The organism is Shewanella frigidimarina NCIMB 400 (assembly GCF_000014705.1).
Lineage (GTDB): Bacteria > Pseudomonadota > Gammaproteobacteria > Enterobacterales > Shewanellaceae > Shewanella > Shewanella frigidimarina.
Window position 1 is genome coordinate 1,221,631 of sequence record NC_008345.1, and the last position, 24,015, is coordinate 1,245,645.

Consider the following 24,015-nt stretch of genomic DNA (forward strand, 5'->3'; position numbering starts at 1 on the left):
AATTTTTACGTTAATTGCGACAGTAAAACAGCATTTGTACTCTATAGATAATTCGCAATACCAGTAGATTTAATACCTAAATTTTAAATCAAACACTTACTAAATAAAGGTCTGACAATGGCGCTACATAGCATAGAAGAAATCATTGAAGATATTCGTCAAGGTAAGATGGTTATCTTGATGGATGATGAAGACAGAGAGAATGAAGGTGATTTGATCATGGCCGCTGATAAAGTGACGCCAGCAGCAATCAACTTCATGGCAACCTATGGCCGTGGATTAATTTGCCAAACAATGACCAAAGAGCGTTGTCAGCAGCTTAATTTGCCTTTAATGGTTACCAATAACAATGCCCAGTTCTCGACGAATTTTACCGTGTCAATTGAAGCGGCTACTGGAGTCACAACAGGTATTTCTGCTCATGACCGTGCAGTGACTGTACAAGCTGCTGTTGCCAAAGACGCCAAAGCCTCTGATTTAGTGCAACCTGGGCATATTTTTCCGTTGATGGCACAAGAGGGCGGAGTATTAATACGCGCTGGTCACACTGAAGCCGGTTGTGATTTAGCACGCTTAGCTGGCTGTGAGCCTTCTGGTGTGATTGTTGAAATTTTAAACGAAGATGGCACCATGGCGCGCCGGCCCGATTTAGAAATATTCAGTGAAAAGCATGGGATTAAAATCGGTACTATTGCCGACTTAATTGAATACCGTAATACGAATGAAACCACGGTTGTACGCGAAGCTCAGTGTAAATTACCGACTCGTTTTGGTGAGTTTACTATGGTGACCTTCAGAGACACTATCGATAATCAACTACACTACGCCTTGATTAAAGATGACGTAAAACCGAATTGCTTAGTACGAGTGCATTTACAAAATACCTTCAATGATTTACTGCATTCGGAACGTGATCAAAAGCGCAGTTGGCCATTAGAAAAAGCCATGGAGCGGATAGCTTCAGAAGGTGGTGTTTTAGTGTTATTGGGTAATGATGAACATACGAGTAATTTATTGGCCAAAGTAAAAGCGTTTGAAGCTGAAGACAATGGTCAATCTCCAGCGCCAGCTATGTGGCAAGGAACATCTCGTCGTGTTGGCGTAGGCTCGCAAATTCTGTCGAGTTTAGGTGTCAGCACTATGCGTTTACTCAGTTCGCCAAAACGTTATCATTCACTGTCTGGTTTCGGTTTAGAAGTGACTGATTATATAGCTGAATAATTTTGGCTGATGGTAAATTTAACAAATTCATTAATTGCATAGCGCTCAGGGCTTTTGGCTGTGATATCATAACGCCTCTTTTTGCCCCGAGCCGGGTGCTTTAGCTAATTTAGGTAAGATAGAATGAACGTAGTTCAAGGTAATATCGAAGCGAAAAATGCCAAAGTGGCGATCGTAATATCGCGATTCAATAGCTTTTTAGTTGAAAGTCTGCTTGATGGTGCAATAGACACATTAAAGCGTTTCGGCCAGGTCAGTGACGACAACATTACTGTTGTTCGCGTACCTGGTGCAGTTGAATTACCACTTGCTGCAAAACGTGTGGCTGCAAGTGGAAAGTTTGACGGTATCATTGCATTAGGTGCTGTCATTCGTGGCGGTACACCTCATTTTGAATTTGTTGCTGGTGAATGTAACAAAGGTCTTGCACAAGTTGCATTAGAGTATGATCTTCCTGTTTCATTCGGTGTATTAACTACAGATACCATTGAACAAGCTATTGAGCGTTCAGGTACTAAAGCAGGTAATAAAGGTGGCGAAGCAGCCCTTAGTTTGCTTGAAATGGTTAATGTACTGCAACAACTAGAACAACAGCTGTAATAGTAGGAAAAGTATGAAACCTTCAGAGCGCCGTAAGGCCCGCCGTTTAGCCGTTCAAGCCATTTATTCATGGCAGTTAAGTCAAAACAAAGTTGCTGACGTAGAACATGAGTTTTTAACTGAACAGAACACTGACGGTGTTGATGTCGCTTATTTTCGTGAGTTGTTAACTGGTGTAGCATCAAAAACATCGCAAATTGATGAGCTGTTAAAGCCGCATCTTGATCGTAAGTTTGAAGAAGTATCACCAGTAGAAAAAGCCATTGTGCGTCTGGCAACTTATGAGTTGACCTTCCGTAAAGATGTGCCGTTTAAAGTGGCGATTAACGAAGGTATCGAGTTAGCGAAAGCGTTTGGTGCTGAAGATAGTCACAAATTTGTCAACGGCTTGCTTGATAAGTTAGTGAAGCATAAGTAACACCAGAACGGTATCTTCGGATACCGTTTTCATTTGTTATCAATTGTTTCAAAATTAAGGTGGACGGTTTACCGTACCAGACTGAATGTGAAAGAATTCCAACTCATCGAACATTACTTCCGCAATAAAGGCCTAAAAAGGCGCGATGTTGAGTTAAGCATCGGCGATGACTGTGCGTTAGTGAATCCTGCAGACAATAAATCGTTAGCGATTTCTTGTGATACCCTTGTTGAAAACGTCCACTTTTTAGCAGACATTCCTGCTCATGCTTTAGGTTATAAATCGTTAGCGGTTAACCTTTCTGACCTCGCCGCAATGGGAGCTGAACCTGCCTGGTTTACCTTAGCGTTGACCTTGCCTGATGTTGACCAGCCTTGGTTAGCACATTTCAGTGAAGGTCTGTTCGAGATTGCAGAATATTATGGTATTGCCTTAATTGGTGGTGATACTACCCGTGGACCTCGCAGCATCAGTATTACGATTAATGGCCAAGTTCCTAAAGGTACTGCATTAACCCGTGATGGTGCAAAAATAGGTGATTGGGTTTATGTGACAGGCACATTAGGTGACTCAGCTTTAGGTCTTGATATCCTCAGAGGAGTCAAAACAGTTAACACTGAAGATAAAGAATATCTAATTAATCGTCATTATTACCCAACGCCTCGTGTTTTAGCAGGCCAAGCGCTTCGTACACTCGCCACCAGTGCTATCGATTTATCAGATGGCTTAATGTCTGACATTGGGCATATATTAACGGCATCAAAAGTGGGCGCCGTCATCGATGTGAATCAAATTCCGTTATCAAACTCAATTAAAGCCAATCTCAGCCATGAAGATGCATTAAGTTATGCACTTACTGGTGGTGAAGACTACGAGTTATTGTTTACGGTTCCTGAGTCTCAACGTGGCGCAATTGATACAGCGTTAATTCATGCTGGTGTAAAATTTGTTAAAATTGGCCAAATCAGTGCAGGTGATAAATTAAAACTAGTAGAAAATGGGCTAGAATTTAACCCAATTTCACGTGGCTTTGTGCATTTTTAATTGAAGTACTATGAGACTATTAACCCAAGATAAATTCGTAAAAAAACTGTCTTTAGCCAATCCAATTCACTTTTTGGCATTAGGCTTTGGCAGCGGTAAAGCGGCAAAAGCACCAGGTACTTTTGGTACTTTAGCCGCTGTTCCCATCGTGCTACTCATGCAACAGTTAAGCTTAACTAATTACCTTATCATTACCTGTATTAGCATGCTCGCTGGATTCTATATTTGTGGCAAAGCAGCTAAAGATATGGGCGTACATGACCATGGTGCAATTGTATGGGACGAAGTAGTTGGCTTGATGATCACCATGATTGCAGCGCCTTTAGGTTTTATGTGGTTAGCACTTGGTTTTGTACTATTTCGCTTTTTTGATATCGTAAAACCATGGCCTATTCGCTGGCTCGATGCCAAAGTGCATGGCGGTTTTGGGATAATGATTGATGATGTATTGGCGGGAATATTTTCGTTAATCGGTGTACAACTAGCGGTCTATTATCTATAAATATTTTATCAATACCAGATTATAAGTAGCTGATTATAACAATGATTATAAACGCATCTAATACATAAAAAGAGCATATTTGTGCTCTTTTTTGTCGATAATACTCATACTAAATCAGTTGCAGCTACTTACTAGGATGATTTTGCGGTAAGTAGATTCGTCCGCAATTGCTCTAACTCTGTATTCATATTAGTTAAACGTTGTTTGTAATCTGTTCCATAAACAGTGCAGTTAAATAGTTTACCAATCGGATTGTAGCGTAACATCCATAATTGCTGAAAATAATTGTCGTTAGAACAATAATTTGGTTCTTTGAGTGTGTGCATCGAGGTCGTTGAAACCGGTTCCTTTACTAGGCTGACAATATACTCGGCCATGAGATTGTCACTGTCTGTTGGCTTAAGCAACGCATATGCTAACCATTTCTCATAAAAAGCCACACTATCAGACTGCACTTCAATTAACATTTGTTCTGTAACGTTATGGGCAAAAAGCCATTCTCCAGAAAATATCCGTTCAAAATCACTATCAGTTAACTCGAATGATGTTTGCCAAGCTGTGACTTTGGTTACAACAGCTGCATCTGTGGTCTTAGCTAAAGTGCTAGCTAAATTAAGCTGATATTTTATCATGTTAACGGCAATCATATGATTGAGTGTTGAGCGAGATGAGTGATAAACCATATTCCAAAAATGTGCATCTTTGTTTAAAAATGCTACCGCAGCTTGTTGGTCAAGTTTGTTGTCAGATGTATCTACACTTATTATCGCAGCAAGCTGACGAACATCTCTTAACTTAAAAAGCAGACCCCAGTGAGCTTGATTATTTGGGGTTAAAGACTGTGGTTCTTCTTGCCAATAAGGCATATCTAATAATGTATTATATTGTTGTATATTGGCTTTATGAGCGCCAATGACATTTCTAATACTATCGCTATTATCGCTAATAAATTCACTGCATATTATCAAATCCGTTTGATAACAAGCGGTTTTAAAATTGTCAGTTAACTCAACTTCTTGCTCGCTGAAGCTGATTAATGGTTTTTTATCATTTGTTTTATCATCTCCTATTGTGCCTACGATAGTAATTGCATACTCATAGCCATTTTCGCTAGGGTCGATAGGTTGCTGTTTTAGCCAGTTTTCAACTAAAAGAGTGTTAGGTGACTTTGTTCTGTCTGTTGCATTAATGGCCACTAAACAGACAACGGTAAATACCAGTAAGCTACATATTAGCCCGACAAAAATACCCAAGCCCTTTATTACTTTCATCATTATGATTTATCCGTAAATCTATTTTAACTTTACGTTAACATATTGATTTGCTTTTTATAAGTGCATAACGATTATTGCAACAGCTCACGGGCATTAGCCAAGGTATTTTCTGTAATGACATCACCACCTAATAAGCGTGCAAGTTCATTCACCCGTTGATCTTTATCTAAGGTCTGCATGGTCGTTTCGGTGTTGCCACCTTTATTAAATTTATTCACAAACATATGTTGATGGCCATTACCTGCAACTTGCGGCAAATGGGTGACACATAACACTTGAGTCGACTCACCAAGGCTACGTAACATACGACCGACGACAGATGCTGTTGGTCCAGAAATACCCACATCAACTTCATCGAATATGAGTGTTGGAGTGGCGACTTTTTTAGCTGTGATCACTTGAATACCTAATCCAATACGCGATAACTCACCGCCAGAGGCTACTTTAGAAATCGGTTGTAATGGTTGCCCAGGGTTCGTGGTAACCATAAATTCAATGCTATCGCAGCCATTAACTGAAATGTTGTCCGGATTATGATTAATCTGAATGGTAAATTTACCCTTAGGCATATTGAGCTCATGGATAGACTGAGTGACTAGCTTGTCTAATTCTTTGGCATAACGACTACGACTTTGACTCAGTTTTTGTGCATTGGTTAAATAGGCATTTCTGGTGGCTTCAAGTTGTTGTCTTATACCATCTAATTTAGTTTCATCGTCAGCAAGTTCGGTTAATTCATTCATCAATGCTTGATGATGTAGCGCCAACTTATCTGCACTCACATGATGCTTACGCGCCAATTGCATTGCCGTTGAAAGGCGTTTATCTAAATAGGCAAAATGTTCTGGGTCAAGTTCTAAACTGCTTAAATAACTTTCAATTTCGCTAGCGCTTTCTTGTACTTGAATTAACGCATCGCTAATCATAGTACCAATAGGTGCAAGGGATTCATCATAACCTTGAAGCGTATCAGCAATGCTGGCTACTTTATTAAGCAGAGATTCTATATTGCCTTCATCACTTTCGGTCAATAAGTGTAACCCTGCTTGGCAACGTTCAATTAAATCTGTGCCATTGGCTAAGCGTTTGTGTTCTTGTTCTATTTCATCAAATTCTTCCAAGCCTAAGTTAAACTCATTAAGCTCTTCTACTTGATATTGCAGTAGCTGTTGACGCGAAATGCGTTCGTGCTGAGCTTGCTCAAGATGCTTTAGCTCGTTTTCCACTTGTTTGCAGCGTTGATAGCTAGCGCTAACGCTATCAAGCAGTATTTTGTGGTTAGCATAGTGGTCGAGTAGGTTTAATTGATGCTCGCTTTTAAGCATTGCGTGATGTGCATGTTGGCCGTGAACACCAATCAATAGTTGTCCGATGGCTTTTAATTGCGTCACAGGCACAGGATTACCATTTATGTAGGCTCTTGAGCGGCCATCACTGTTAATGGTTCGACGCAATATACACTCATCTTCAGCATCAAGATCGCTATCTTCAAGCCAGCGTTTGGCTAAAGGAACATCATGAAGGGTAAATCGTGCACTTACTTCAGTTTTGGTGGCTCCAGGCCTGACAGTGTTGGCATCACTTCGATTACCAAGACATAATCCAAGCGCATCGATAGCAATCGATTTACCTGCACCTGTTTCGCCGGTGATGCTTGTCATACCGGCTTTAAAGTCGAGTTCTAAAAAGCGTACTATAGCAAAGTTGTTGATGCTGAGTTGGCAAAGCATAATGAATTCCTGTCAATGAAACTACCAAACCACTGTATTGATAAACAGTATATACTGATTTTATATACAGTAAAGTGGTTGGACAATAATTATCGTTGACTATTTTATCATCTAGGTTTGATTGATCATTAAGCAATGGATTTTAAAAGTGTTTCTATTATTGGCAAACTGATAAAAGTGATTAATGTACCATATAAAATGCCTTGGGCGCTGACGTTGGCGTTTATTTGGTAGCGGTCGGCCAAAAGATACACACTTGCTGCCGTTGGTAACGCTGCTAAAATAACTCCCATGGTCAGTAATTCCTTTTCTACGCCGAACAGTTTGAGTAATCCAAAGGCGATTAATGGTTGAATAATTAACTTGAGTAAATTGATTAAATTCAGTTCCGCAATCAAACCAATACTGAACATCTTTGTGTCAGATTGATGTCGTAAGGCTTTGGCAAGTACCATTCCTATGGCAAACAGTGCACATGGGCTAGAGGTATTTCCCACCTGGTGTAACATTAACCCCAGACTATCCGGTAAGGTAATATGCAGTGCTGATAAACCAATGCCAATAACACTACCAACCACGATTGGGTTTTTATACAGGGCATTAGCCATGATGACGATGGCATGGTCGGTTGATTGTTTATCACGACTGGCTAGCTCAATTGATACTAAAGCAAAAGCAAACATGATCACTGACAACAAGCTGGCAATCGCTGCAGCGACTAATGCCATTTTATGACCTGGGAATAATAAACTCAGCAATGGAATACCAATAAATGCGGTATTACCAAAGGTAGCGTTTAATGCGCGCATTGCCGCAACGGCTTGCTTCTTAGGTGTGCTAAGTAGTGATACAACAATCACTAAGGCGTAAGTAATGACCATCGCTAGGCTAAACCCACCGATAAAGCCCCATTGAATAATGTCTTCAATGCGCGTTTCAGCTAGCACAATCAATAATATTGCGGGGAAAGCAATGTAATAGACAAACTGATTGAGGATCAAATCGGTGTCTGCTGGCAACAGTCGCATTTTTTGAACAATACTGCCGAGCAGCATAATAATAAATACAGCGATTAGCGGGGTAAGAATACTGGACATCCCTCGCAATTCCTTAGCAAAATGATAATAAGATCACTTTACTGCTTTTCGATAGGCAGATGCAATTAGGCTAAAGTTAAACGAGTGATTATTTGTCAGATTTTAAGGCTAAATTCGCCTTTGATATTTTCGGAGGGGGTAATATTCCCAGTTCAGAAAAAAAATGCACTTGCCTTCTTAATTCAAATAACGAACCTACTCGTACCTGATTACCAATTACTAGTGTCCAGTCATCAGTTTTACCATTGGCGTTACTGAAAGTGAAACCTTGATAAAAAATTCTTCTCATTGCACGAGACTCAATAAAAAGCCTGAATAATTTCAGGCTAAATGATGTTGATTGACATTAATCTATTTGTTCTACAAGTTCGTACTACAGGCTAATACCAATATTAGACACACCAGCTTCGATAATATCTTTACGCAAACCTTTAACCAGTTCGCTGGTTATGTCTGGATTGGCTTCGATAATGTCGAGTAACATGCCTTGTAATTCTTTTTCTTGTTCCATTACTGGATGCGAAAAAACAAACTCATCGAGTTCTTCATCCATTAATGATTCATCACTAATAGCTTCAATATAATTGGCGACGGTGCTTGATGATAACTTACTGATGTTAGTAATATCTTCTTCAATTTTTCCATCTATCGCACCCATTAAGGTGACGATGGCAACAGCCGCATCCATGGCGGGATAAGCACCATAGGCTTCAAAGTCGCTAGGATCAGGGGTGTTTTCATCGAGGCGCTGTAAATGCACATCAATATTGAACTTAAGCTTTTTGTCATATTGGCTTTGCCATAATAACTCTAGTGCAGTACCTAATACCTGCGGTTGACCAAATTCACATACTTCAGAAAATAATTGATAATTTGGGAGCATTCTTTGACACAGTGCGAGTGCAAAAAGCTGCTTCTGAGGTAACGACAATGCCTTTAGGCGTTTAAAAAAACCGGTTTTACTGGTCATGGGGAACATCCACTGATAGCTGGTTTATCACTTGATTTGCAGCTGATTCTACCTTAGTTAACTCATCAAGTAACTCTAGTATTTCAGGTTCTAGGTCATCGATGTCAATTTTATGCTTTAGTGCTGACTCAATATCCCGACAGAGCTTTTGTGTGGTCGGTACGCCGCAATAACATGTTGCGCCATGCAGTTTATGCACTGCCTGCAATAGTGTCTGTGCATCTCTGGCTATTAATGCCTCATCAATAGTAGCGGTTGTTTCAGGTAATGAATTAACCAACATCTTTAACATGTCTAAGGCTAAATCGGTTTTCTGGTTTGCTTGGGTTAAGCATAAATCCCAATTGAGAACATGAGTATCAAAATGGGTAAATTGGGGTTTAATTATCCAGCGGCTGATGACGCTTTTTAGTGATAATTCATCAATCGGTTTAGGCGAGAAACCATCCATACCGCTAGCCAAAATATTCTCACGCTCTTCGGCTATAGCATGTGCCGTTACTGCAATAATCGGCGTATTACGGTTTAGTGATTCTGAACGTATTTGCTGGGTTGCGGTTATGCCGTCGGTTCCTGGCATTTGAATATCCATGAAGATTAAATCAAATGGTTGTTTTTTAGCTTGTTGAATCGCATCCGCGCCATTGTTAACGGTCACCACATTGTCGACTAATTCTTTGAGCAAAGTATCAATTAACTTTAGATTGGCCATGTTGTCGTCAACGGCCAATACTGATGCATTGAGGCGTTGGGTTACATCGAGATTTATCTGCTCAGGTAAACTCACAAAAGTAGAAGGTACTGGCGGATATATTAAATGATGCGCTAGGGTAAAATCGCTCACCGGGGTGCTGAGCAACACATCTGCGTTGACTTTTAGCACATTGATTATCATGTCTTGGTCTAGACAGTCATGCAACAAAATCAGGCAGTCGGTATGTTGTTTGGCTTGTTGTAATAAATGGATAAAAGACGCATTGTCGGCAAAACCATGGCAGCTCATGATGATGTAATCAAATTTGCTGTTTTTAGTTTGTAACACTGAGGTGAGATTTTCTGGATTAGCAACATTAGTGATAATTAATTGCCATGACACCAAGCGGCGATTTAATGTATCGCGGGTTAATTCCCGTGGTTCATACAATAAGACTGATTTGTGCTGCAACGCATCAACCGGCAACACTTCGCCAATTTCAAATTGACTGATCCCAAGCGGCAGAATAAACCAGAAATTTGAGCCTTTATTAGGGGCAGAGGTGAAGCCTATCTGGCCACCCATTTGGTTGATTAAGCGTTTAGTAATCACTAAGCCCAATCCTGTGCCACCAAAACGGCGTGAAATGGATGAGTCGGCTTGACCAAATGCTTGGAATAAATATTCTTGCTGACTCTCATCAATACCAATACCGGTGTCAATAACTTCGCAGCGCAGGGTAATGTTATCTTCGTCCTGACCCACTAAGTGTATTTTGAGTATGACACTGCCTTTGTCGGTAAATTTGATAGCGTTACCGACTAAGTTAGTAATAATCTGGCTGACTCTCATCGCGTCGCCACTGACACTTTCTGGCACATTAGCATCAATGTCGATAACCAGTTCTAGTCCTTTCTCTTGTGCACTACCGGCAATTATAGTCAGGGTTTCAGTTAGCGTTTCTCGCAGTGCAAAAGGCATTTTTTCTAATATCATTTTACCGGCTTCCAGTTTAGAGAAGTCGAGAATATCGTTAATAATACCCAGTAGGTTACTGGCACTGCGTTCAATGGTTTTTATGTAGTCGAGCTGGCTAGTATGCAGTGGTGTTTTTAATAACTGTCGTGCAAATCCGATGACACCATTGAGTGGCGTTCGTAACTCGTGCGACATGTTGGCTAAGAACTCTGATTTAATCCGACTCGCTTCAAGCGCGCGTTTTTTGGCAATATCGAGCTCAACGTTTTGAATTTCAATCTGCTCGAGGGTTTCACGTAAATCCGAGGTCGCTTGATCAATATTTTGCTGCATTTCATCGTGGTATTCAGACAATGAGCCAGCCATTGCGTTGATCCCTCGTTTAAGCAGATCCAGTTCACCAATCAAGTTGCCTTCTAGGCGAGTATCGAGTTTACCTTCACGAATTTTGGCTACCACTCGCACCATTTCAGTAATGGGGTAGTTCACGTGCTTGACTAAGCGGAAGGTAAAAAACAGGTTAAATTGCACCCCGATTAATACGATAATAAACGCCGCTATAGCCGCTCGATGCTGTTCGAGTAGGGCGTTCTCTTTATTTAGTAATACTGATATATAGCCTAAAATTCGCTCTTGTTGATTATTGTAAATAGGCGTAACGACGCCATTGACAGAAGTATTATTATTGATATCACCGTTACTTTGGCGATTTATACTGGCAACATGTTTTGGTTCTAACCCTGTATGGGATATTATTGGCACACGAATGACCAAAGTATCGCCAATTGTTTCATGTTCTGTGCCGATTAAGTTTGCCAACGTTTGTTTGTAACGCATAGTTTCAAAATCTTTGTGGTAGTGCGAAGTGACAAAGAGTTGGTTTTCGGCATCAAAAACAGCAATAGATAGGATCAGGGATGCATTGTTTATTTGCGAGGCGGCGAGTAAAAGTTTAGTTGATTCACGATCTTGAGTGATTATGCCAAATTCGCTGGCAATGGCTAATGGCTCAACAATGTTGCTGCCTTTTTCAATTAAGGTTTGTTCCAATTCATAAAAGCGGTTTATCGTGAAATAACTTCCAAGTAGAATACCCACTACAATCGTGGGCGCTAACGCAAGTACCAGAACCCAAGAGCGTAGGCTGTATTTGGTCATATTGTTGGCACTTTTCATGGCTGTTAGGTATATCCCTGTTACTAAATCGCTGTTATTCCGTCTAGACTGCCAGATATGGCGCACTCTTGACTAGTTTTTTATTCAATACCTGAGGCCGAAATGGCACAATTTTTCCAAGCAAAACCGAACAAATCTAAGCAATTATCAGCAAAGTTAAGCCTCAGTGTCACTCAACTTGACCATTTAGGTGCAGGCATAGCGCAACATCAAGGCAAAATAGTGTTTATTCCGGGAGTGTTACCGGGAGAGACTGCTACGGTGCAATTTGTCGAACAAAAGAAAAGCTACGCTAAAGCCAAGCTCATCTCTATTGAGTCTGCATCGGTTAATCGAATCAAACCTCATTGTCCACATTATCAACAATGTGGCGGTTGTGATTTGCAGCACATGGACACTAATGCGCAACGCGAGCATAAACAAACGGCTCTAGTCGATCTCATCAGCAAGCTGTCGAGTGCTAAAGCTATTGATGCTGATATTGTCGCTGACCCTATAGTGGGTGAGGCGTGGCATTATAGACGACGCGCAAGATTGGCCACATTATTTGATAAAAATACTCAACGGTTACAACTTGGGTTTCGCGCAGGAAATAGCAATAAAATTGTTTCTATTCAACAGTGCCCTGTGTTATCTGAGTCATTGTCCGCTTTAATTACCCCATTAGCGGCTAATTTAAATCAACTTAAAGCTAAGGCCAGTTTAGGGCATGTTGAACTCACCCAAGCTGATAACGGTAATTTTGCGGTATTAAGAGTGACTAAAGTGTTGCCAGCATCTGATATTCGTTGGTTAACGGGGTTTGCCGAAAAGCACCAACTTAACTTGTTATTGCAAGATGATGCTGGTCAATTAACCCAATTGTTTCCCTTGCTGCCAGCTGGTGATGAAGCTATCGCGTTACCTTATTATCATCTTGCACAGGAGGCTGTTCGTTGTTCATTCACTCCTGGTAATTTTGTCCAAGTTAACGGTGCTATTAATCAGGCCATGGTCGATCAAGCCATCGAATGGTTAGACCCTCAATCTGGTGAGCGTATTTTAGATCTATTCTGTGGTGTGGGTAATTTCAGTTTACCGTTGGCATTAAAGGCTGCAGAAGTCATTGGTGTTGAAGGTGTGCCTGAAATGGTGCAACAAGCCAAGCAAAACGCTATCGACAACCAATTGGATAATGTGACTTTCTATCATGCGGATTTAAGTGCTGATCTTTCGACGCAAACATGGTTAGGCAAAATTGATAAACTGTTGCTGGACCCTGCTCGAGCCGGTGCTTTTGAAAGTTTACAATGGTTACAGAAAATGCAACCTAAAAAAGTGGTGTATGTTTCATGTAATCCGGCAAGTTTAGCGCGTGACAGTAGTGTATTATTAGCCAGTGGATATCGAATTGCCCAAGTGGGATTAGTCGATATGTTTCCACAGACACATCATATTGAAGCCATGGTGTTATTTGAATTAAATATTTAAACAACGATTTTTTAGCCGCTTACGATAGATATGCTAAAAAATTGGCCAACTGAACGCTATTGAATTGACAAAAGAATATAGCGCTTCAAGATAGGTTGTTCAGTTGGTGTTAACACCATTTATGCACACTATGCCATGTGCATATGGTTGGATGTCAGTCGGTCATGCGGCTAAGGAAGGGTTCATGGTATCTGTTCGCGAAGCACATTTTAATACGCAAGCATTCCAATTAGATGAGTGGGTCGCTCGTTATCTCGACGACAAAGATGATGCTCAGAAGTTATTGGTATTGATCCAGCAAGTTGAGGCCCTACCGGTTAAAAACAAACTGGCTCATACTGAACTGCTTGCGCGCGCTCGCGAAATGATCGAAATCTTAGCGCCGCTGAATATGGACATCGAAACGCTACAAGCCGCAGTATTATTTTTGCTATTCGATGCGGGTGTTCTCAACGAAGAGCAAATTCTAGAGCAATACGGTGAAAACCTTGCAAGGTTAGTTGCCAGCGTTGTGACCATGAATGCCATTGGCGCATTAAAAGTCAGTCAAAATTCGCGCGATGCCGAACCTCAAATAGATAACATCCGAAAAATGTTATTGGCCATGGTTGAAGATGTTCGTGCCGTAGTGATCAAATTAGCCGAACGTGTATGCTTACTGCGTGCGGTAAAAAACGCCGATGAAGAAACTCGGGTATTATTAGCACGAGAAATTGCTGATATTTATGCGCCATTAGCAAATCGCTTAGGCATTGGTCAATTAAAGTGGGAGCTTGAAGATATTTCTTTTCGCTATTTGCATCCAACCGTTTATAAAGACATTGCTAAACAGCTTGATGGTAAGCGTGTCGACCGAGAAGTGTTTATCGACAAGTTTGTCACCCAGTTACAGCAACGTTTAGATAGCGATGATATTCGCGCCAAAGTGTACGGTCGCCCAAAACACATTTACAGTATTTGGCGAAAAATGAAGGGCAAAGATCTCAAGTTTGATGAGCTTTTTGACGTTCGTGCAGTGCGTATTGTCACCGAAAGATTACAAGATTGCTATGGCGCGTTAGGGGTTGTACATGACCTTTGGCACCATATTCCGCGTGAGTTTGACGATTACGTAGCAAATCCAAAACCGAACGGCTATCAATCTATTCATACAGTAGTCGTAGGTCCTGAAGGCAAAACAGTAGAAATTCAAATTCGTACTGAGGCGATGCATCAAGATTCTGAGCTTGGCGTTGCCGCGCACTGGAAATACAAAGAAGGTGCCAGTAATACCAAACAAACGGGTTACGAAGAAAAAATTAACTGGTTGCGTAAAATTTTACAGTGGCAAGAAGATGTCGCTGAAAGTGGTAATTTGGTTGACGAAGTCCGTAGCCAAGTATTTGAAGACCGAGTCTATGTATTTACCCCAAGTGGTGAAGTTGTTGACTTACCTTTAGGCTCAACTGTACTCGACTTTGCTTATTATATTCACTCTCAAGTGGGTCATAAATGTATTGGTGCAAAAGTCGACGGCCGCATTGTGCCATTCACGTACCAAGTTGAAACGGGTGAGCGCATTGAGATTATCACTTCAAAAACGCCTAACCCAAAACGTGACTGGCTCAATCTTAATTTAGGCTATATCAAGTCGTCTCGTTCGCGTTCAAAAATTCAACACTGGTTTAAGCAACAAGACCGCGATAAAAATATTGCCGCGGGTAAAGAGATGCTTGAGTCTGAATTAGCCCGAGTAGGTCTTAAAATTAAAGATGCAGCAGTGGCGGTAGAGCGCTTTAATTTAAACACTATGGATGACATGCTAGCAGCCATCGGTGGGGGTGATTTACGCTTAAATCAAGTGGTTAACTTTACCGATACCAAAATTCGCAAAGTAGAAGACACTGACGAAAACTTACTTGAAGATATTATAAAGAAAGCGTCGCATAAGCCTAAAAAGTCGAGTAAAGGCCAAGTCGAAGTTAATGGTGTGGGTAATTTAATGAGCCACATTGCGCGTTGTTGCCAACCCGTTCCCGGCGATGAAATATTTGGTTATATTACTATGGGGCGGGGGATTTCTGTGCACCGTAGTGATTGCGAACAAGTGAAAGAATTAATGCGTGCTCACCCAGAACGCAGTGTCGATGTGATTTGGGGTGAGAACTATTCTGGTGGTTATCGTATTCGCGTTAGAGTACTTGCCCATGATCGCAGTGGTTTATTACGAGATTTAACCACAGTGCTAGCGGCGGAGAAATCCAATGTGATGGCGATGAGTTCATCTTCTGATGTTAAGAGCCAAACCGCCACCGTAGAGCTTGAACTTGAATTGTATAATTTAGATGGTTTATCACGGATTCTCGGTAAACTGTCGCTCGTTGATGGTGTGATTGAGTCGCGTCGATTATAACGTAATTAACATCATGGACTTACCTTGAAGGCATCTACTTGTTAGGTGCCTTTTTCATTAGATTTTATCTTTACAAGAGAGGACCGTTTCTGTGGCAGATATTCAATCGTTACTGACCATCATGCAGCAATTGCGCAACCCCGAGTCTGGTTGTCCTTGGGATCAAGCGCAAGATTTTGCCAGTATTGTGCCCTTTACCTTAGAAGAAGCTTATGAGGTTGTTGATACTATTGAGCGACAAGCATGGGAAGAGTTACCTGATGAACTGGGCGACTTATTGTTTCAGATAGTGTTTTATTGCCAATTAGGGCAAGAGCAAGGTAAGTTCGATTTTTCTACGGTAGTAGCGCGAATTAGCGATAAGCTTATTCGCCGTCATCCGCATGTATTTGCTCAGTCAGAAAACAACGTTGTTGGTGCCATTACCAATACTCACGATTTAAGCCAAGCGTGGGATTCGTTAAAAGCCAATGAACGTCAGCAAAAACAACTGCACTCAGCGTTAGATGATATCCCTCATGCATTACCCGCGTTATCTAGAGCACGAAAAATTCAACATCGAGTGGCTAAAGTTGGCTTTGACTGGGCCGAGCTTGAGCCTGTTGTTGCCAAAATACATGAAGAAATCGATGAAGTATTGGTAGAAGTTAATCTACGACATAAAGACCCTGATTTTTATCAGCCGAGAATTGTTGATGAAATGGGCGATTTATTGTTTGCTGTAGTGAACCTTGCCCGTCATTTAAACGTTGATCCTGAACAAGCACTGCGTCAAGCCAATCATAAATTTGAACGTAGATTTAGAGGGGTTGAGCAATGTGTAGACAATAGTGGAAAACCGATACAACAGCATAGCCTGGAAGAATTAGACCACTACTGGAATGTAGTAAAACAACACGAAAACATAAATTAAGCTAAAATTAGCGCGTTTAAGTTTGTCGAAACGAGGTGGCTTTGCTATAATATCGCCCCGTCCTAGTGCTTTCTTACAAGCACGTTTTTTCCAACACATTTTCTCAGGTTCAGCATGACTACAAGGTATATCTTCGTTACTGGTGGCGTTGTTTCATCACTAGGTAAAGGCATTGCAGCAGCTTCGCTCGCGGCAATTTTAGAGGCGCGTGGCCTCAATGTAACCATTATGAAACTTGACCCCTATATTAACGTCGATCCGGGTACCATGAGCCCAACTCAGCACGGTGAAGTTTTCGTGACTGAAGATGGTGCAGAAACCGATCTCGATTTAGGTCATTACGAACGTTTCATTCGTACCAAAATGAATCGTCGCAATAACTTTACTACTGGCCGTATTTACGAAGAAGTCATTAGTAAAGAACGTCGTGGTGATTATTTAGGCGCAACCATTCAGGTTATTCCACACATTACTAACGCGATTAAAGAAAAAGTGTTAGCTGGTGGTGAAGGCCATGATGTGGCGATTGTCGAAATCGGTGGCACGGTAGGTGATATTGAATCATTGCCGTTTCTTGAATCTATTCGTCAATTAGGTTCTGAGCTAGGACGCGAACGTACACTATTTATGCATTTAACCTTAGTGCCATTCTTAGGCGCTGCTGGTGAAATTAAAACCAAACCGACTCAACACTCTGTTAAAGAGCTGCGTTCAATTGGTATTGCGCCGGATGTATTGGTTTGTCGTGGCGACCGTGCAATTCCTGCCAATGAAAAAGCTAAAATTTCGCTATTCTGTAACGTAGAAGAACGTGCGGTTATTTCCTTAAAAGACGTTGATAGCATTTACAAAATCCCTGCGTTATTACGCTCACAAGGATTAGATGATTTAGTCATTAAACGTTTTAATTTAACGTGTAACGAAGCTGATTTGTCTGAGTGGGAAAACGTTATTTACCAAGAAGCCAATCCAAATGGTGAAGTCACTATTGGTATGGTAGGTAAGTACATTGAACTTCCTGATGCATACAAGTCGGTGAATGAAGCATTAAAGCATGCAGGCTTAAAAAACCGTGTGACAGTGAACATTAAGTACATTGATTCACAAACAGTTGAAGCTAAAGGCGAAGAAGTGTTGCAAGGTCTAGATGGTATTTTAGTACCTGGTGGCTTTGGCGAACGTGGCGTAGAAGGTAAGATTTTTGCTGCTAAATTTGCTCGTGAAAACAATCTTCCGTACTTTGGTATCTGTTTAGGTATGCAGGTAGCATTAATTGAATTCGCTCGTCATGTAGCAGGTTTAGAAGGTGCGCATTCAACTGAGTTTAATCCACAGACACCTTATCCAGTAGTGGGTTTAATTACTGAGTGGATTAATGAAGAAGGGGATGTTGAGACGCGTCATGAGTCTTCAGATTTAGGTGGCACTATGCGTTTAGGCGCTCAGCTATGTCATTTAAAAGAAGGCACAAAAGCGGCAGTAGCCTATGATTCTGCTACTTGTGTTGAACGTCATCGTCACCGTTACGAAGTGAATAACAACTACATTGATCGCCTAGAAAAGGCCGGCTTAGTGTTTAGTGGTTTGTCATCTGATCGTAAACTGATCGAGATGATTGAATTACCAAATCACCCATGGTTTGTTGCGAGTCAATTCCACCCGGAATTCACCTCAACCCCACGCGACGGTCATGCATTGTTTGAAGGGTTTATAGCCGCTTCTTATGCGTATCAAAAACGCGATATCGATTAATGAATCAGCCGCTAATGTATCCATTAGCGGCTTTTTTATTCAAGATACTTGCGTTAGATCATATAATCGCACTGATGACGTGTAACAGCAGTGAAAACTAAGTTGATGCAAAGTCTAATTCGATTTATCCTAAGCACTAATCGATTTAAAATTACTAAACTGAAAGTTATATACCAATAAATCTGCTTTTTTAAGTCTGTTATGTATTTTTATTGGTATTAACTTTTTATTTCTTTTAATTTTTTAATTTACTTACACAAAGTACGAGGGAATTATGGCTAACATCATTAAAGTGATTGGTCGCGAGATTATGGATTCGCGCGGTAACCCAACAGTAGAAGCTGAAGTGCATTTAGAAGGCGGTTTTATTGGTATGGCTGCGGCACCATCTGGCGCATCAACCGGTAGTCGCGAAGCATTAGAGCTGCGTGATGGCGACAAAGCACGTTACTTAGGTAAAGGTGTTCTTAAAGCGGTTGCTGCTGTTAATGGCCCAATTGCTGAAGCACTTAAAGGCAAAGATGCATTGGCTCAAGCTGAACTTGACCAAATCATGATTGACTTAGACGGTACCGAAAACAAAGCAAAGTTTGGCGCTAACGCCATTCTTGCTGTTTCTCTAGCTGTTGCAAAAGCTGCCGCTGATGCTAAACACGTCCCTTTATATGCTCACATTGCTGATCTAAACGGTACACCAGGTGTTTACTCTATGCCTCTTCCAATGATGAATATCATCAATGGTGGCGAGCACGCCGATAACAGCGTTGATATTCAAGAGTTTATGATCCAACCTGTTGGCGCTAAAACTTTCCGTGAAGGCCTACGTATGGGCGCGGAAGTATTCCACAGCCTTGCTAAAGTACTTAAAGCTGACGGTCACTCAACTGCGGTTGGTGATGAAGGTGGTTTTGCTCCAAACCTAGCATCTAACGAAGCTGCACTTGCAGCAATCAAAGTTGCTGTTGCCAACGCAGGTTACGAGCTAGGTAAAGATATCACGTTAGCGATGGATTGTGCTGCTTCTGAATTTTACGACAAAGAAGCCAACATCTACGATCTTAAAGGTGAAGGCAAGAAGTTTACTTCTGAAGAATTTAACTTCTTCTTACAAGGTCTTACTGAACGCTACCCAATCGTTTCTATCGAAGATGGTCTGGACGAGTCTGACTGGGATGGTTTTGCTCACCAAACTAAACTAATGGGCGATAAAATCCAATTAGTGGGTGACGATCTATTCGTAACAAATACTAAAATTCTTAAGCGTGGTATCGACAACGGCATCGCTAACTCTATTTTGATTAAATTCAACCAAATCGGTACCTTAACCGAAACTTTGGCTGCAATTAAAATGGCCAAAGATGCAGGTTTTACTGTTGTTATTTCTCACCGTAGTGGCGAGACAGAAGATTCAACGATTGCTGATTTAGCTGTTGGTACAGCGGCAGGTCAAATCAAAACCGGTTCACTAAGCCGTAGTGACCGTGTTGCTAAGTACAACCAATTGCTACGTATAGAAGAAGCTCTAGGTTCAAAAGCACCATATAACGGTCTTAAAGAAGTTAAAGGCCAAGGATAATATTTTTGCTTTAGCTTAAAAAGGCCACCACTCGGTGGCCTTTTTTGTTGTACTATAACGGACATATTTTCTAAGGATTACTTCGACATAAGTTAATATTATGAAGCAACTAATATTTTTACTGATTTGTTTATTGTCACTTTTACAGTACCGGCTTTGGTTGGGCGATAACAATTTGTCAGAATATGTCTTATTGCAAACCCAAATAGCAGGCCAAGAACAAAGTAACGGCAAGCTTGTCGCTCGAAATCAAATTCTTAAAGAAGAGATTATCGATTTAAAACGTGGCACAGAAGCCATTGAAGAGCGTGCCCGTAACGAGTTAGGTATGGTTAAAGAAGGTGAAACTTTTTATCGGGTCGTTGGCAGTGAACTACGTGAACGGAACCCATTTAATCGTTAACATTGAGTTGCACAGCAGGTTTAACCCTTAATCATATTACTTTAAATATTGGTGCTGCATATATGTCAAACAATCCTCGCTCCATTATTGCAATTGTGCCTGCTGCAGGCATTGGCAGCCGCATGGGAGCAGATAAACCTAAGCAATATTTAATGCTTGGCCAACAAAGCATTCTTGGCCATACATTAGATACGTTATTAGCTCATCCTGATATAGAACAGGTCATTGTTGCATTGCATCCACAAGACAACTATTTCAACCAGTTACCACAATCTCAACATCCTAAATTAACCCAAGTTGTTGGTGGTGGAGAGCGTGCTGATTCTGTTTTAGCAGCATTAGATTATGCGCACAACTATAATCCAGGGGCGTGGGCTCTCGTTCATGATGCCGCAAGACCTTGTGTAACTCACCAAGATATCACCCAATTGATTAAGTCTGTCGCCATTCATCCACAAGGTGCCATTCTTGCTGCGCCCGTTTGTGACACCATGAAACGCAGTGACGCCAGTGGGCTTATTGTTCATACCGTTGACCGCTCGTTGCTATGGCATGCATTAACGCCGCAATTTTTCCCAGTCTCGATTTTACGTACTCATTTATCGGCTGCATTAGCAGCGCAGGTACCTATTACCGATGAAGCCAGTGCCATGGAATGGGCTGGGGTTATGCCGGGGTTGGTTAATGGCCGAATGGATAATATCAAAGTGACTCATCCAGATGATTTACAATTGGCTGCTCTGTTTATGTCACAACAATAGTTAACTGAAATAGCCGCACTCATTAATATCAGCTCTAAGCAAGTTAAGATAAGGTTTTTAAATGAATATTCGTATCGGTCATGGTTTTGATGTACATAAATTTGGCGGTGATAGCCCACTGGTTTTAGGTGGTGTTACTGTTCCTTATGACAGTGGACTGATTGCCCATTCTGACGGCGATGTGGTACTGCATGCCATTAGTGATGCGATATTAGGAGCGATGGCGTTAGGTGATATAGGTAAACACTTTCCTGATACTGATGCTAATTTTGCCGGTGCCGATAGTCGAGTGCTATTAAAACACTGTTATCAACTTGCACTGCAAAAGCAGTTTGTTTTAGGCAATCTTGATGTCACTATTATTGCTCAAGCACCTAAGATGGCGCCACACATTGAAGCAATACGTCAGTGCTTAAGTGCTGACTTACAAACAGATATCGATAATATTAATGTTAAAGCGACAACAACCGAAAATCTCGGTTTTACTGGACGTAAAGAAGGCATTGCTGTTGAAGCTGTTGTGTTGATGAAGAGCCAATAACCTACAAAATAAAGAGAGTTCTGTCACATGAAAGAATTACATTACCTATTTGGTAAACCAATAAGCCAAGCTGATTTACGTACCTATAACAGCGACTTTATAGTTAAAGAAATTTTGCCTTTTACTCCAACAGGGGAAGGCGAGCATCATATGCTTCATGTACGTAAAAATGGCATGAATACCGTTTATGTTGCCGAGATATTAGCTAAATTTGCGAAAGTGCATCCAAAAGAAGTGACTTTTGCAGGTCAGAAAGACAAAAATGCCATCACTGAACAATGGTTCGGGATACGCATTCCTGGTAAAGAAACGCCAGAGTGGACGCAGCTGAATGATGATAAATTAACCATTCTGTCGAGCAGTCGTCACAGTAAAAAATTGCGTATTGGCGCCTTGCTAGGAAATCGATTTGTTCTGACATTACGCAATATCAATGATACGGCCGATGTCGAGTCTCGTTTACAGCAGATAGCAAAACTCGGAGTCCCTAATTACTTTGGTGAGCAGCGCTTTGGCCACGATGGTAAAAACCTGATCTTAGGCAGACAAATGCTGAGTGGTGGTCGTAACATAAAAGATCGCCATAAACGCAGCATGTATTTATCAGCTGTGCGTTCTAATGTGTTCAATCAGGTGGTGTCATTTCGATTAGCTAATCATCAGGCAGATACCGTCGCGGGTGATTGCGTGATGTTAGCTGGTAGTAAAAGCTATTTTACCGCCGAAGTATGGGATGAGGTACTTAACAACCGCTTAGCTGAAAAAGATATCCAACTTTCCGCTCCACTTTGGGGAAGGGGAACGCCATTAGCACAAGGTGAGGCATTAGCTTTAGAATTAACGCCATTAGCTGAATTATCGGCTGATTTACAGGGACTCGAAGAAGCAGGTTTATCACAAGAGAGACGGCCATTATTACTTGAACCTCAAGGAATGAAATGGCAGTTTGATGCTGATACGCTCACTGTTGAATTTGTATTACCTGCAGGGAGTTATGCCACCTCGGTGTTACGCGAACTTGCTGATTATCAAGATGTCCAAGAGTCACAACGAAAAGTCATGGTTGCCGAGCAACAAGCACAAAAAAATGAAGAGTGTTAATTAATGATTAATATTTTAGTCAGTAATGATGATGGCGTGAGAGCCCCCGGTATTATTGCATTAACCCACGCATTGAGTGAGTTTGCGCAAGTATTAACCGTCGCACCGGATCGTAATTGCTCTGGTGCGAGCAATTCATTAACCTTGACTAATCCATTAAGAATTAATAACTTAGAAAATGGTTATATTTCTGTTAACGGTACTCCGACAGATTGTGTCCATCTCGCTATTAGGCAATTGTGTCAAACCGAACCCGATATCGTTGTTTCTGGTATCAATGCTGGGGCGAATATGGGGGATGACACCTTATATTCAGGCACTGTTGCAGCGGCAATGGAAGGACGATTTTTAGGTTTACCTGCCATAGCAGTGTCACTGGTTGGAAAATCATTAATTCATTACGATACAGCAGCCATCTTTGCTGCCAAAATTGTAAAAGGGTTGCTGGAACATCCCATTAGCCGTGACCAAATTTTGAATGTTAATGTTCCTGATTTACCTTTAGCACAAATTAAAGGGATTAAAGTCACCCGTTTAGGTGCCCGACATAAAGCTGAAGGTATGATAAAAACCCAAGATCCAGCGGGTAAAGATATATACTGGCTTGGTCCTGTTGGCAGTGAGCAAGATGCCGGAGAAGGGACTGACTTTGGTGCGGTGGCCGCGGGATATGTATCCATAACGCCACTCACTGTAGACTTAACGGCATACAATCAACTTGATGGATTAGCCGATTGGATAATAAAAATATGACACGCGTAGCTTCTACATCAGCAATGAATTTAGCCAAAAAATTGGCCGAAGCAGGGATCCGACATCCTGCGGTATTGCATGCTGTAGCAACAACACCACGTGAATTGTTCCTTGATGGTGCATTAGCTCATAAAGCGTATGAGAATACTGCATTACCTATCGGACAGGGACAGACAATTTCGCAGCCTTATATTGTGGCTCGAATGACTGAACTGCTGCTGCAGCACAATCCTCAAAAAGTGTTAGAGATTGGCACTGGCTCAGGTTACCAAGCAGCTGTTTTAGCATCGCTAATTCCTGAGCTTTTCACAATTGAGCGTATAAAAGCATTACAAATACAAGCTCGTCAAAGATTAAAACGTCTAGATTTACACAATGTCGCATTCAAATATGGTGATGGTTGGCAAGGGTGGTCAAACCGTGGACCATTTGATGGAATAATGGTGACAGCTGCAGCTGCAACAGTACCTCAAGCATTGCTTGAACAATTGTCCGAGCATGGCGTATTGATTATTCCGGTAGGAGAAGACACCCAGCAATTACTCAAAATTACCCGTATCGGACAGACATTCCAATCTGAGATTATAGAGGCTGTTAAATTTGTACCTCTTATTAATGGAGATTTGGCTTAGTTAACACGATAGAAATG

The 24,015-nt window shown here is 41.3% G+C and carries 22 protein-coding genes; 16 read left to right on the forward strand and 6 right to left on the reverse strand.

What is annotated here, in order from left to right:
• Window positions 1-117: 117 nt before the first annotated feature.
• The 5 genes from ribBA (at window position 118) to SFRI_RS05355 (ending at window position 3,785) form a co-directional block, all read left to right on the forward strand.
• Window positions 118-1,221 (forward strand): bifunctional 3,4-dihydroxy-2-butanone-4-phosphate synthase/GTP cyclohydrolase II, encoded by a 1,104-nt coding sequence (ribBA, locus tag SFRI_RS05335; protein ID WP_011636511.1) that lies wholly within the window; start codon window positions 118-120, stop codon window positions 1,219-1,221.
• 123 nt (window positions 1,222-1,344) lie between these two features.
• Entirely contained in the window at window positions 1,345-1,821 is a 477-nt protein-coding gene (gene ribH, locus SFRI_RS05340) for a 6,7-dimethyl-8-ribityllumazine synthase (protein WP_011636512.1), read from the forward strand.
• A gap of 13 nt (window positions 1,822-1,834) precedes the next feature.
• Window positions 1,835-2,239 carry a transcription antitermination factor NusB gene (gene nusB / locus SFRI_RS05345; protein ID WP_011636513.1) on the forward strand — a complete coding sequence of 135 codons (405 nt, stop codon included), beginning with the start codon at window positions 1,835-1,837 and terminating at the stop codon, window positions 2,237-2,239.
• Window positions 2,240-2,326: 87 nt separating this feature from the next.
• Window positions 2,327-3,283 carry a thiamine-phosphate kinase gene (thiL, locus tag SFRI_RS05350; RefSeq protein ID WP_011636514.1) on the forward strand — a complete coding sequence of 319 codons (957 nt, stop codon included), beginning with the start codon at window positions 2,327-2,329 and terminating at the stop codon, window positions 3,281-3,283.
• Window positions 3,284-3,293: 10 nt separating this feature from the next.
• Window positions 3,294-3,785, forward strand: coding sequence for a phosphatidylglycerophosphatase A family protein (locus tag SFRI_RS05355; RefSeq protein WP_011636515.1), 492 nt, complete (start codon window positions 3,294-3,296; stop codon window positions 3,783-3,785).
• Between the two features lie 131 nt (window positions 3,786-3,916).
• On the opposite strand, the gene SFRI_RS05360 is transcribed toward SFRI_RS05355, so the two are convergent.
• The 6 genes from SFRI_RS05360 to barA all read right to left on the reverse strand — a co-directional run bounded on the left by SFRI_RS05360 (window position 3,917) and on the right by barA (window position 11,704).
• Window positions 3,917-4,981, reverse strand: a complete 1,065-nt coding sequence (locus SFRI_RS05360) for a hypothetical protein (RefSeq protein ID WP_123777142.1) — start codon at window positions 4,979-4,981, stop codon at window positions 3,917-3,919.
• Window positions 4,982-5,130: 149 nt separating this feature from the next.
• The gene (recN, locus tag SFRI_RS05365) at window positions 5,131-6,789 is read right to left on the reverse strand and encodes a DNA repair protein RecN (RefSeq protein WP_011636517.1); all 1,659 of its coding nucleotides are present in this window, start codon (window positions 6,787-6,789) and stop codon (window positions 5,131-5,133) included.
• Window positions 6,790-6,917: 128 nt separating this feature from the next.
• Window positions 6,918-7,886 (reverse strand): AEC family transporter, encoded by a 969-nt coding sequence (locus SFRI_RS05370; RefSeq protein ID WP_011636518.1) that lies wholly within the window; start codon window positions 7,884-7,886, stop codon window positions 6,918-6,920.
• Between the two features lie 88 nt (window positions 7,887-7,974).
• Window positions 7,975-8,175: a DUF3319 domain-containing protein gene (locus tag SFRI_RS05375; protein ID WP_011636519.1), complete on the reverse strand. Its 201-nt coding sequence runs from the start codon at window positions 8,173-8,175 to the stop codon at window positions 7,975-7,977.
• 84 nt (window positions 8,176-8,259) lie between these two features.
• The gene (locus SFRI_RS05380) at window positions 8,260-8,856 is read right to left on the reverse strand and encodes a YjaG family protein (protein ID WP_041412822.1); all 597 of its coding nucleotides are present in this window, start codon (window positions 8,854-8,856) and stop codon (window positions 8,260-8,262) included.
• Window positions 8,846-11,704 carry a two-component sensor histidine kinase BarA gene (gene barA / locus SFRI_RS05385; protein ID WP_011636521.1) on the reverse strand — a complete coding sequence of 953 codons (2,859 nt, stop codon included), beginning with the start codon at window positions 11,702-11,704 and terminating at the stop codon, window positions 8,846-8,848. Before barA ends, SFRI_RS05380 begins: the two co-directional genes overlap by 11 nt.
• A 102-nt stretch (window positions 11,705-11,806) precedes the next feature.
• Here barA and rlmD point away from each other — a divergent pair, with 102 nt between their 5' ends.
• The 11 genes from rlmD (at window position 11,807) to SFRI_RS05440 (ending at window position 23,998) form a co-directional block, all read left to right on the forward strand.
• Window positions 11,807-13,174: a 23S rRNA (uracil(1939)-C(5))-methyltransferase RlmD gene (rlmD, locus tag SFRI_RS05390; RefSeq protein ID WP_011636522.1), complete on the forward strand. Its 1,368-nt coding sequence runs from the start codon at window positions 11,807-11,809 to the stop codon at window positions 13,172-13,174.
• Window positions 13,175-13,358: 184 nt separating this feature from the next.
• Window positions 13,359-15,566: a GTP diphosphokinase gene (relA, locus tag SFRI_RS05395; RefSeq protein ID WP_041412824.1), complete on the forward strand. Its 2,208-nt coding sequence runs from the start codon at window positions 13,359-13,361 to the stop codon at window positions 15,564-15,566.
• 61 nt (window positions 15,567-15,627) lie between these two features.
• A complete protein-coding gene (mazG, locus tag SFRI_RS05400) occupies window positions 15,628-16,479 on the forward strand; it encodes a nucleoside triphosphate pyrophosphohydrolase (protein ID WP_049763520.1) in 852 nt (283 codons plus the stop codon).
• A gap of 114 nt (window positions 16,480-16,593) precedes the next feature.
• Window positions 16,594-18,231, forward strand: a complete 1,638-nt coding sequence (locus SFRI_RS05405; RefSeq protein WP_011636525.1) for a CTP synthase — start codon at window positions 16,594-16,596, stop codon at window positions 18,229-18,231.
• Window positions 18,232-18,505: 274 nt separating this feature from the next.
• Window positions 18,506-19,807, forward strand: coding sequence for a phosphopyruvate hydratase (gene eno / locus SFRI_RS05410; RefSeq protein ID WP_011636526.1), 1,302 nt, complete (start codon window positions 18,506-18,508; stop codon window positions 19,805-19,807).
• A 100-nt stretch (window positions 19,808-19,907) separates the two neighbouring features.
• Window positions 19,908-20,210: a cell division protein FtsB gene (gene ftsB / locus SFRI_RS05415; protein WP_011636527.1), complete on the forward strand. Its 303-nt coding sequence runs from the start codon at window positions 19,908-19,910 to the stop codon at window positions 20,208-20,210.
• 62 nt (window positions 20,211-20,272) lie between these two features.
• Window positions 20,273-20,971, forward strand: coding sequence for a 2-C-methyl-D-erythritol 4-phosphate cytidylyltransferase (ispD, locus tag SFRI_RS05420; RefSeq protein WP_011636528.1), 699 nt, complete (start codon window positions 20,273-20,275; stop codon window positions 20,969-20,971).
• Between the two features lie 61 nt (window positions 20,972-21,032).
• On the forward strand, window positions 21,033-21,512 hold the full coding sequence (gene ispF, locus SFRI_RS05425; protein ID WP_011636529.1) for a 2-C-methyl-D-erythritol 2,4-cyclodiphosphate synthase: 480 nt from the start codon (window positions 21,033-21,035) through the stop codon (window positions 21,510-21,512).
• Window positions 21,513-21,539: 27 nt separating this feature from the next.
• Window positions 21,540-22,613: a tRNA pseudouridine(13) synthase TruD gene (truD, locus tag SFRI_RS05430; RefSeq protein ID WP_011636530.1), complete on the forward strand. Its 1,074-nt coding sequence runs from the start codon at window positions 21,540-21,542 to the stop codon at window positions 22,611-22,613.
• A 3-nt stretch (window positions 22,614-22,616) separates the two neighbouring features.
• Window positions 22,617-23,366 carry a 5'/3'-nucleotidase SurE gene (surE, locus tag SFRI_RS05435; RefSeq protein WP_011636531.1) on the forward strand — a complete coding sequence of 250 codons (750 nt, stop codon included), beginning with the start codon at window positions 22,617-22,619 and terminating at the stop codon, window positions 23,364-23,366.
• Window positions 23,363-23,998: a protein-L-isoaspartate(D-aspartate) O-methyltransferase gene (locus tag SFRI_RS05440; RefSeq protein ID WP_011636532.1), complete on the forward strand. Its 636-nt coding sequence runs from the start codon at window positions 23,363-23,365 to the stop codon at window positions 23,996-23,998. The genes surE and SFRI_RS05440 overlap by 4 nt, the downstream gene beginning before the upstream one ends.
• Window positions 23,999-24,015: the final 17 nt, after the last annotated feature.

Excerpts from the sequence above, each read along its gene's own strand:
- ribBA (WP_011636511.1), top strand. The coding sequence starts at position 118 with ATGGCGCTACATAGCATAGAAGAAATCATTGAAGATATTCGTCAAGGT.
- ribH (WP_011636512.1), top strand. The coding sequence starts at position 1,345 with ATGAACGTAGTTCAAGGTAATATCGAAGCGAAAAATGCCAAAGTGGCG.
- nusB (WP_011636513.1), top strand. The coding sequence starts at position 1,835 with ATGAAACCTTCAGAGCGCCGTAAGGCCCGCCGTTTAGCCGTTCAAGCC.
- SFRI_RS05355 (WP_011636515.1), top strand. The coding sequence starts at position 3,294 with ATGAGACTATTAACCCAAGATAAATTCGTAAAAAAACTGTCTTTAGCC.
- recN (WP_011636517.1), bottom strand. The coding sequence starts at position 6,789 with ATGCTTTGCCAACTCAGCATCAACAACTTTGCTATAGTACGCTTTTTA.
- SFRI_RS05370 (WP_011636518.1), bottom strand. The coding sequence starts at position 7,886 with ATGTCCAGTATTCTTACCCCGCTAATCGCTGTATTTATTATTATGCTG.
- SFRI_RS05375 (WP_011636519.1), bottom strand. The coding sequence starts at position 8,175 with ATGAGAAGAATTTTTTATCAAGGTTTCACTTTCAGTAACGCCAATGGT.
- SFRI_RS05380 (WP_041412822.1), bottom strand. The coding sequence starts at position 8,856 with ATGACCAGTAAAACCGGTTTTTTTAAACGCCTAAAGGCATTGTCGTTA.
- barA (WP_011636521.1), bottom strand. The coding sequence starts at position 11,704 with ATGAAAAGTGCCAACAATATGACCAAATACAGCCTACGCTCTTGGGTT.
- rlmD (WP_011636522.1), top strand. The coding sequence starts at position 11,807 with ATGGCACAATTTTTCCAAGCAAAACCGAACAAATCTAAGCAATTATCA.
- relA (WP_041412824.1), top strand. The coding sequence starts at position 13,359 with ATGGTATCTGTTCGCGAAGCACATTTTAATACGCAAGCATTCCAATTA.
- SFRI_RS05405 (WP_011636525.1), top strand. The coding sequence starts at position 16,594 with ATGACTACAAGGTATATCTTCGTTACTGGTGGCGTTGTTTCATCACTA.
- eno (WP_011636526.1), top strand. The coding sequence starts at position 18,506 with ATGGCTAACATCATTAAAGTGATTGGTCGCGAGATTATGGATTCGCGC.
- ftsB (WP_011636527.1), top strand. The coding sequence starts at position 19,908 with ATGAAGCAACTAATATTTTTACTGATTTGTTTATTGTCACTTTTACAG.
- ispD (WP_011636528.1), top strand. The coding sequence starts at position 20,273 with ATGTCAAACAATCCTCGCTCCATTATTGCAATTGTGCCTGCTGCAGGC.
- ispF (WP_011636529.1), top strand. The coding sequence starts at position 21,033 with ATGAATATTCGTATCGGTCATGGTTTTGATGTACATAAATTTGGCGGT.
- truD (WP_011636530.1), top strand. The coding sequence starts at position 21,540 with ATGAAAGAATTACATTACCTATTTGGTAAACCAATAAGCCAAGCTGAT.
- surE (WP_011636531.1), top strand. The coding sequence starts at position 22,617 with ATGATTAATATTTTAGTCAGTAATGATGATGGCGTGAGAGCCCCCGGT.
- SFRI_RS05440 (WP_011636532.1), top strand. The coding sequence starts at position 23,363 with ATGACACGCGTAGCTTCTACATCAGCAATGAATTTAGCCAAAAAATTG.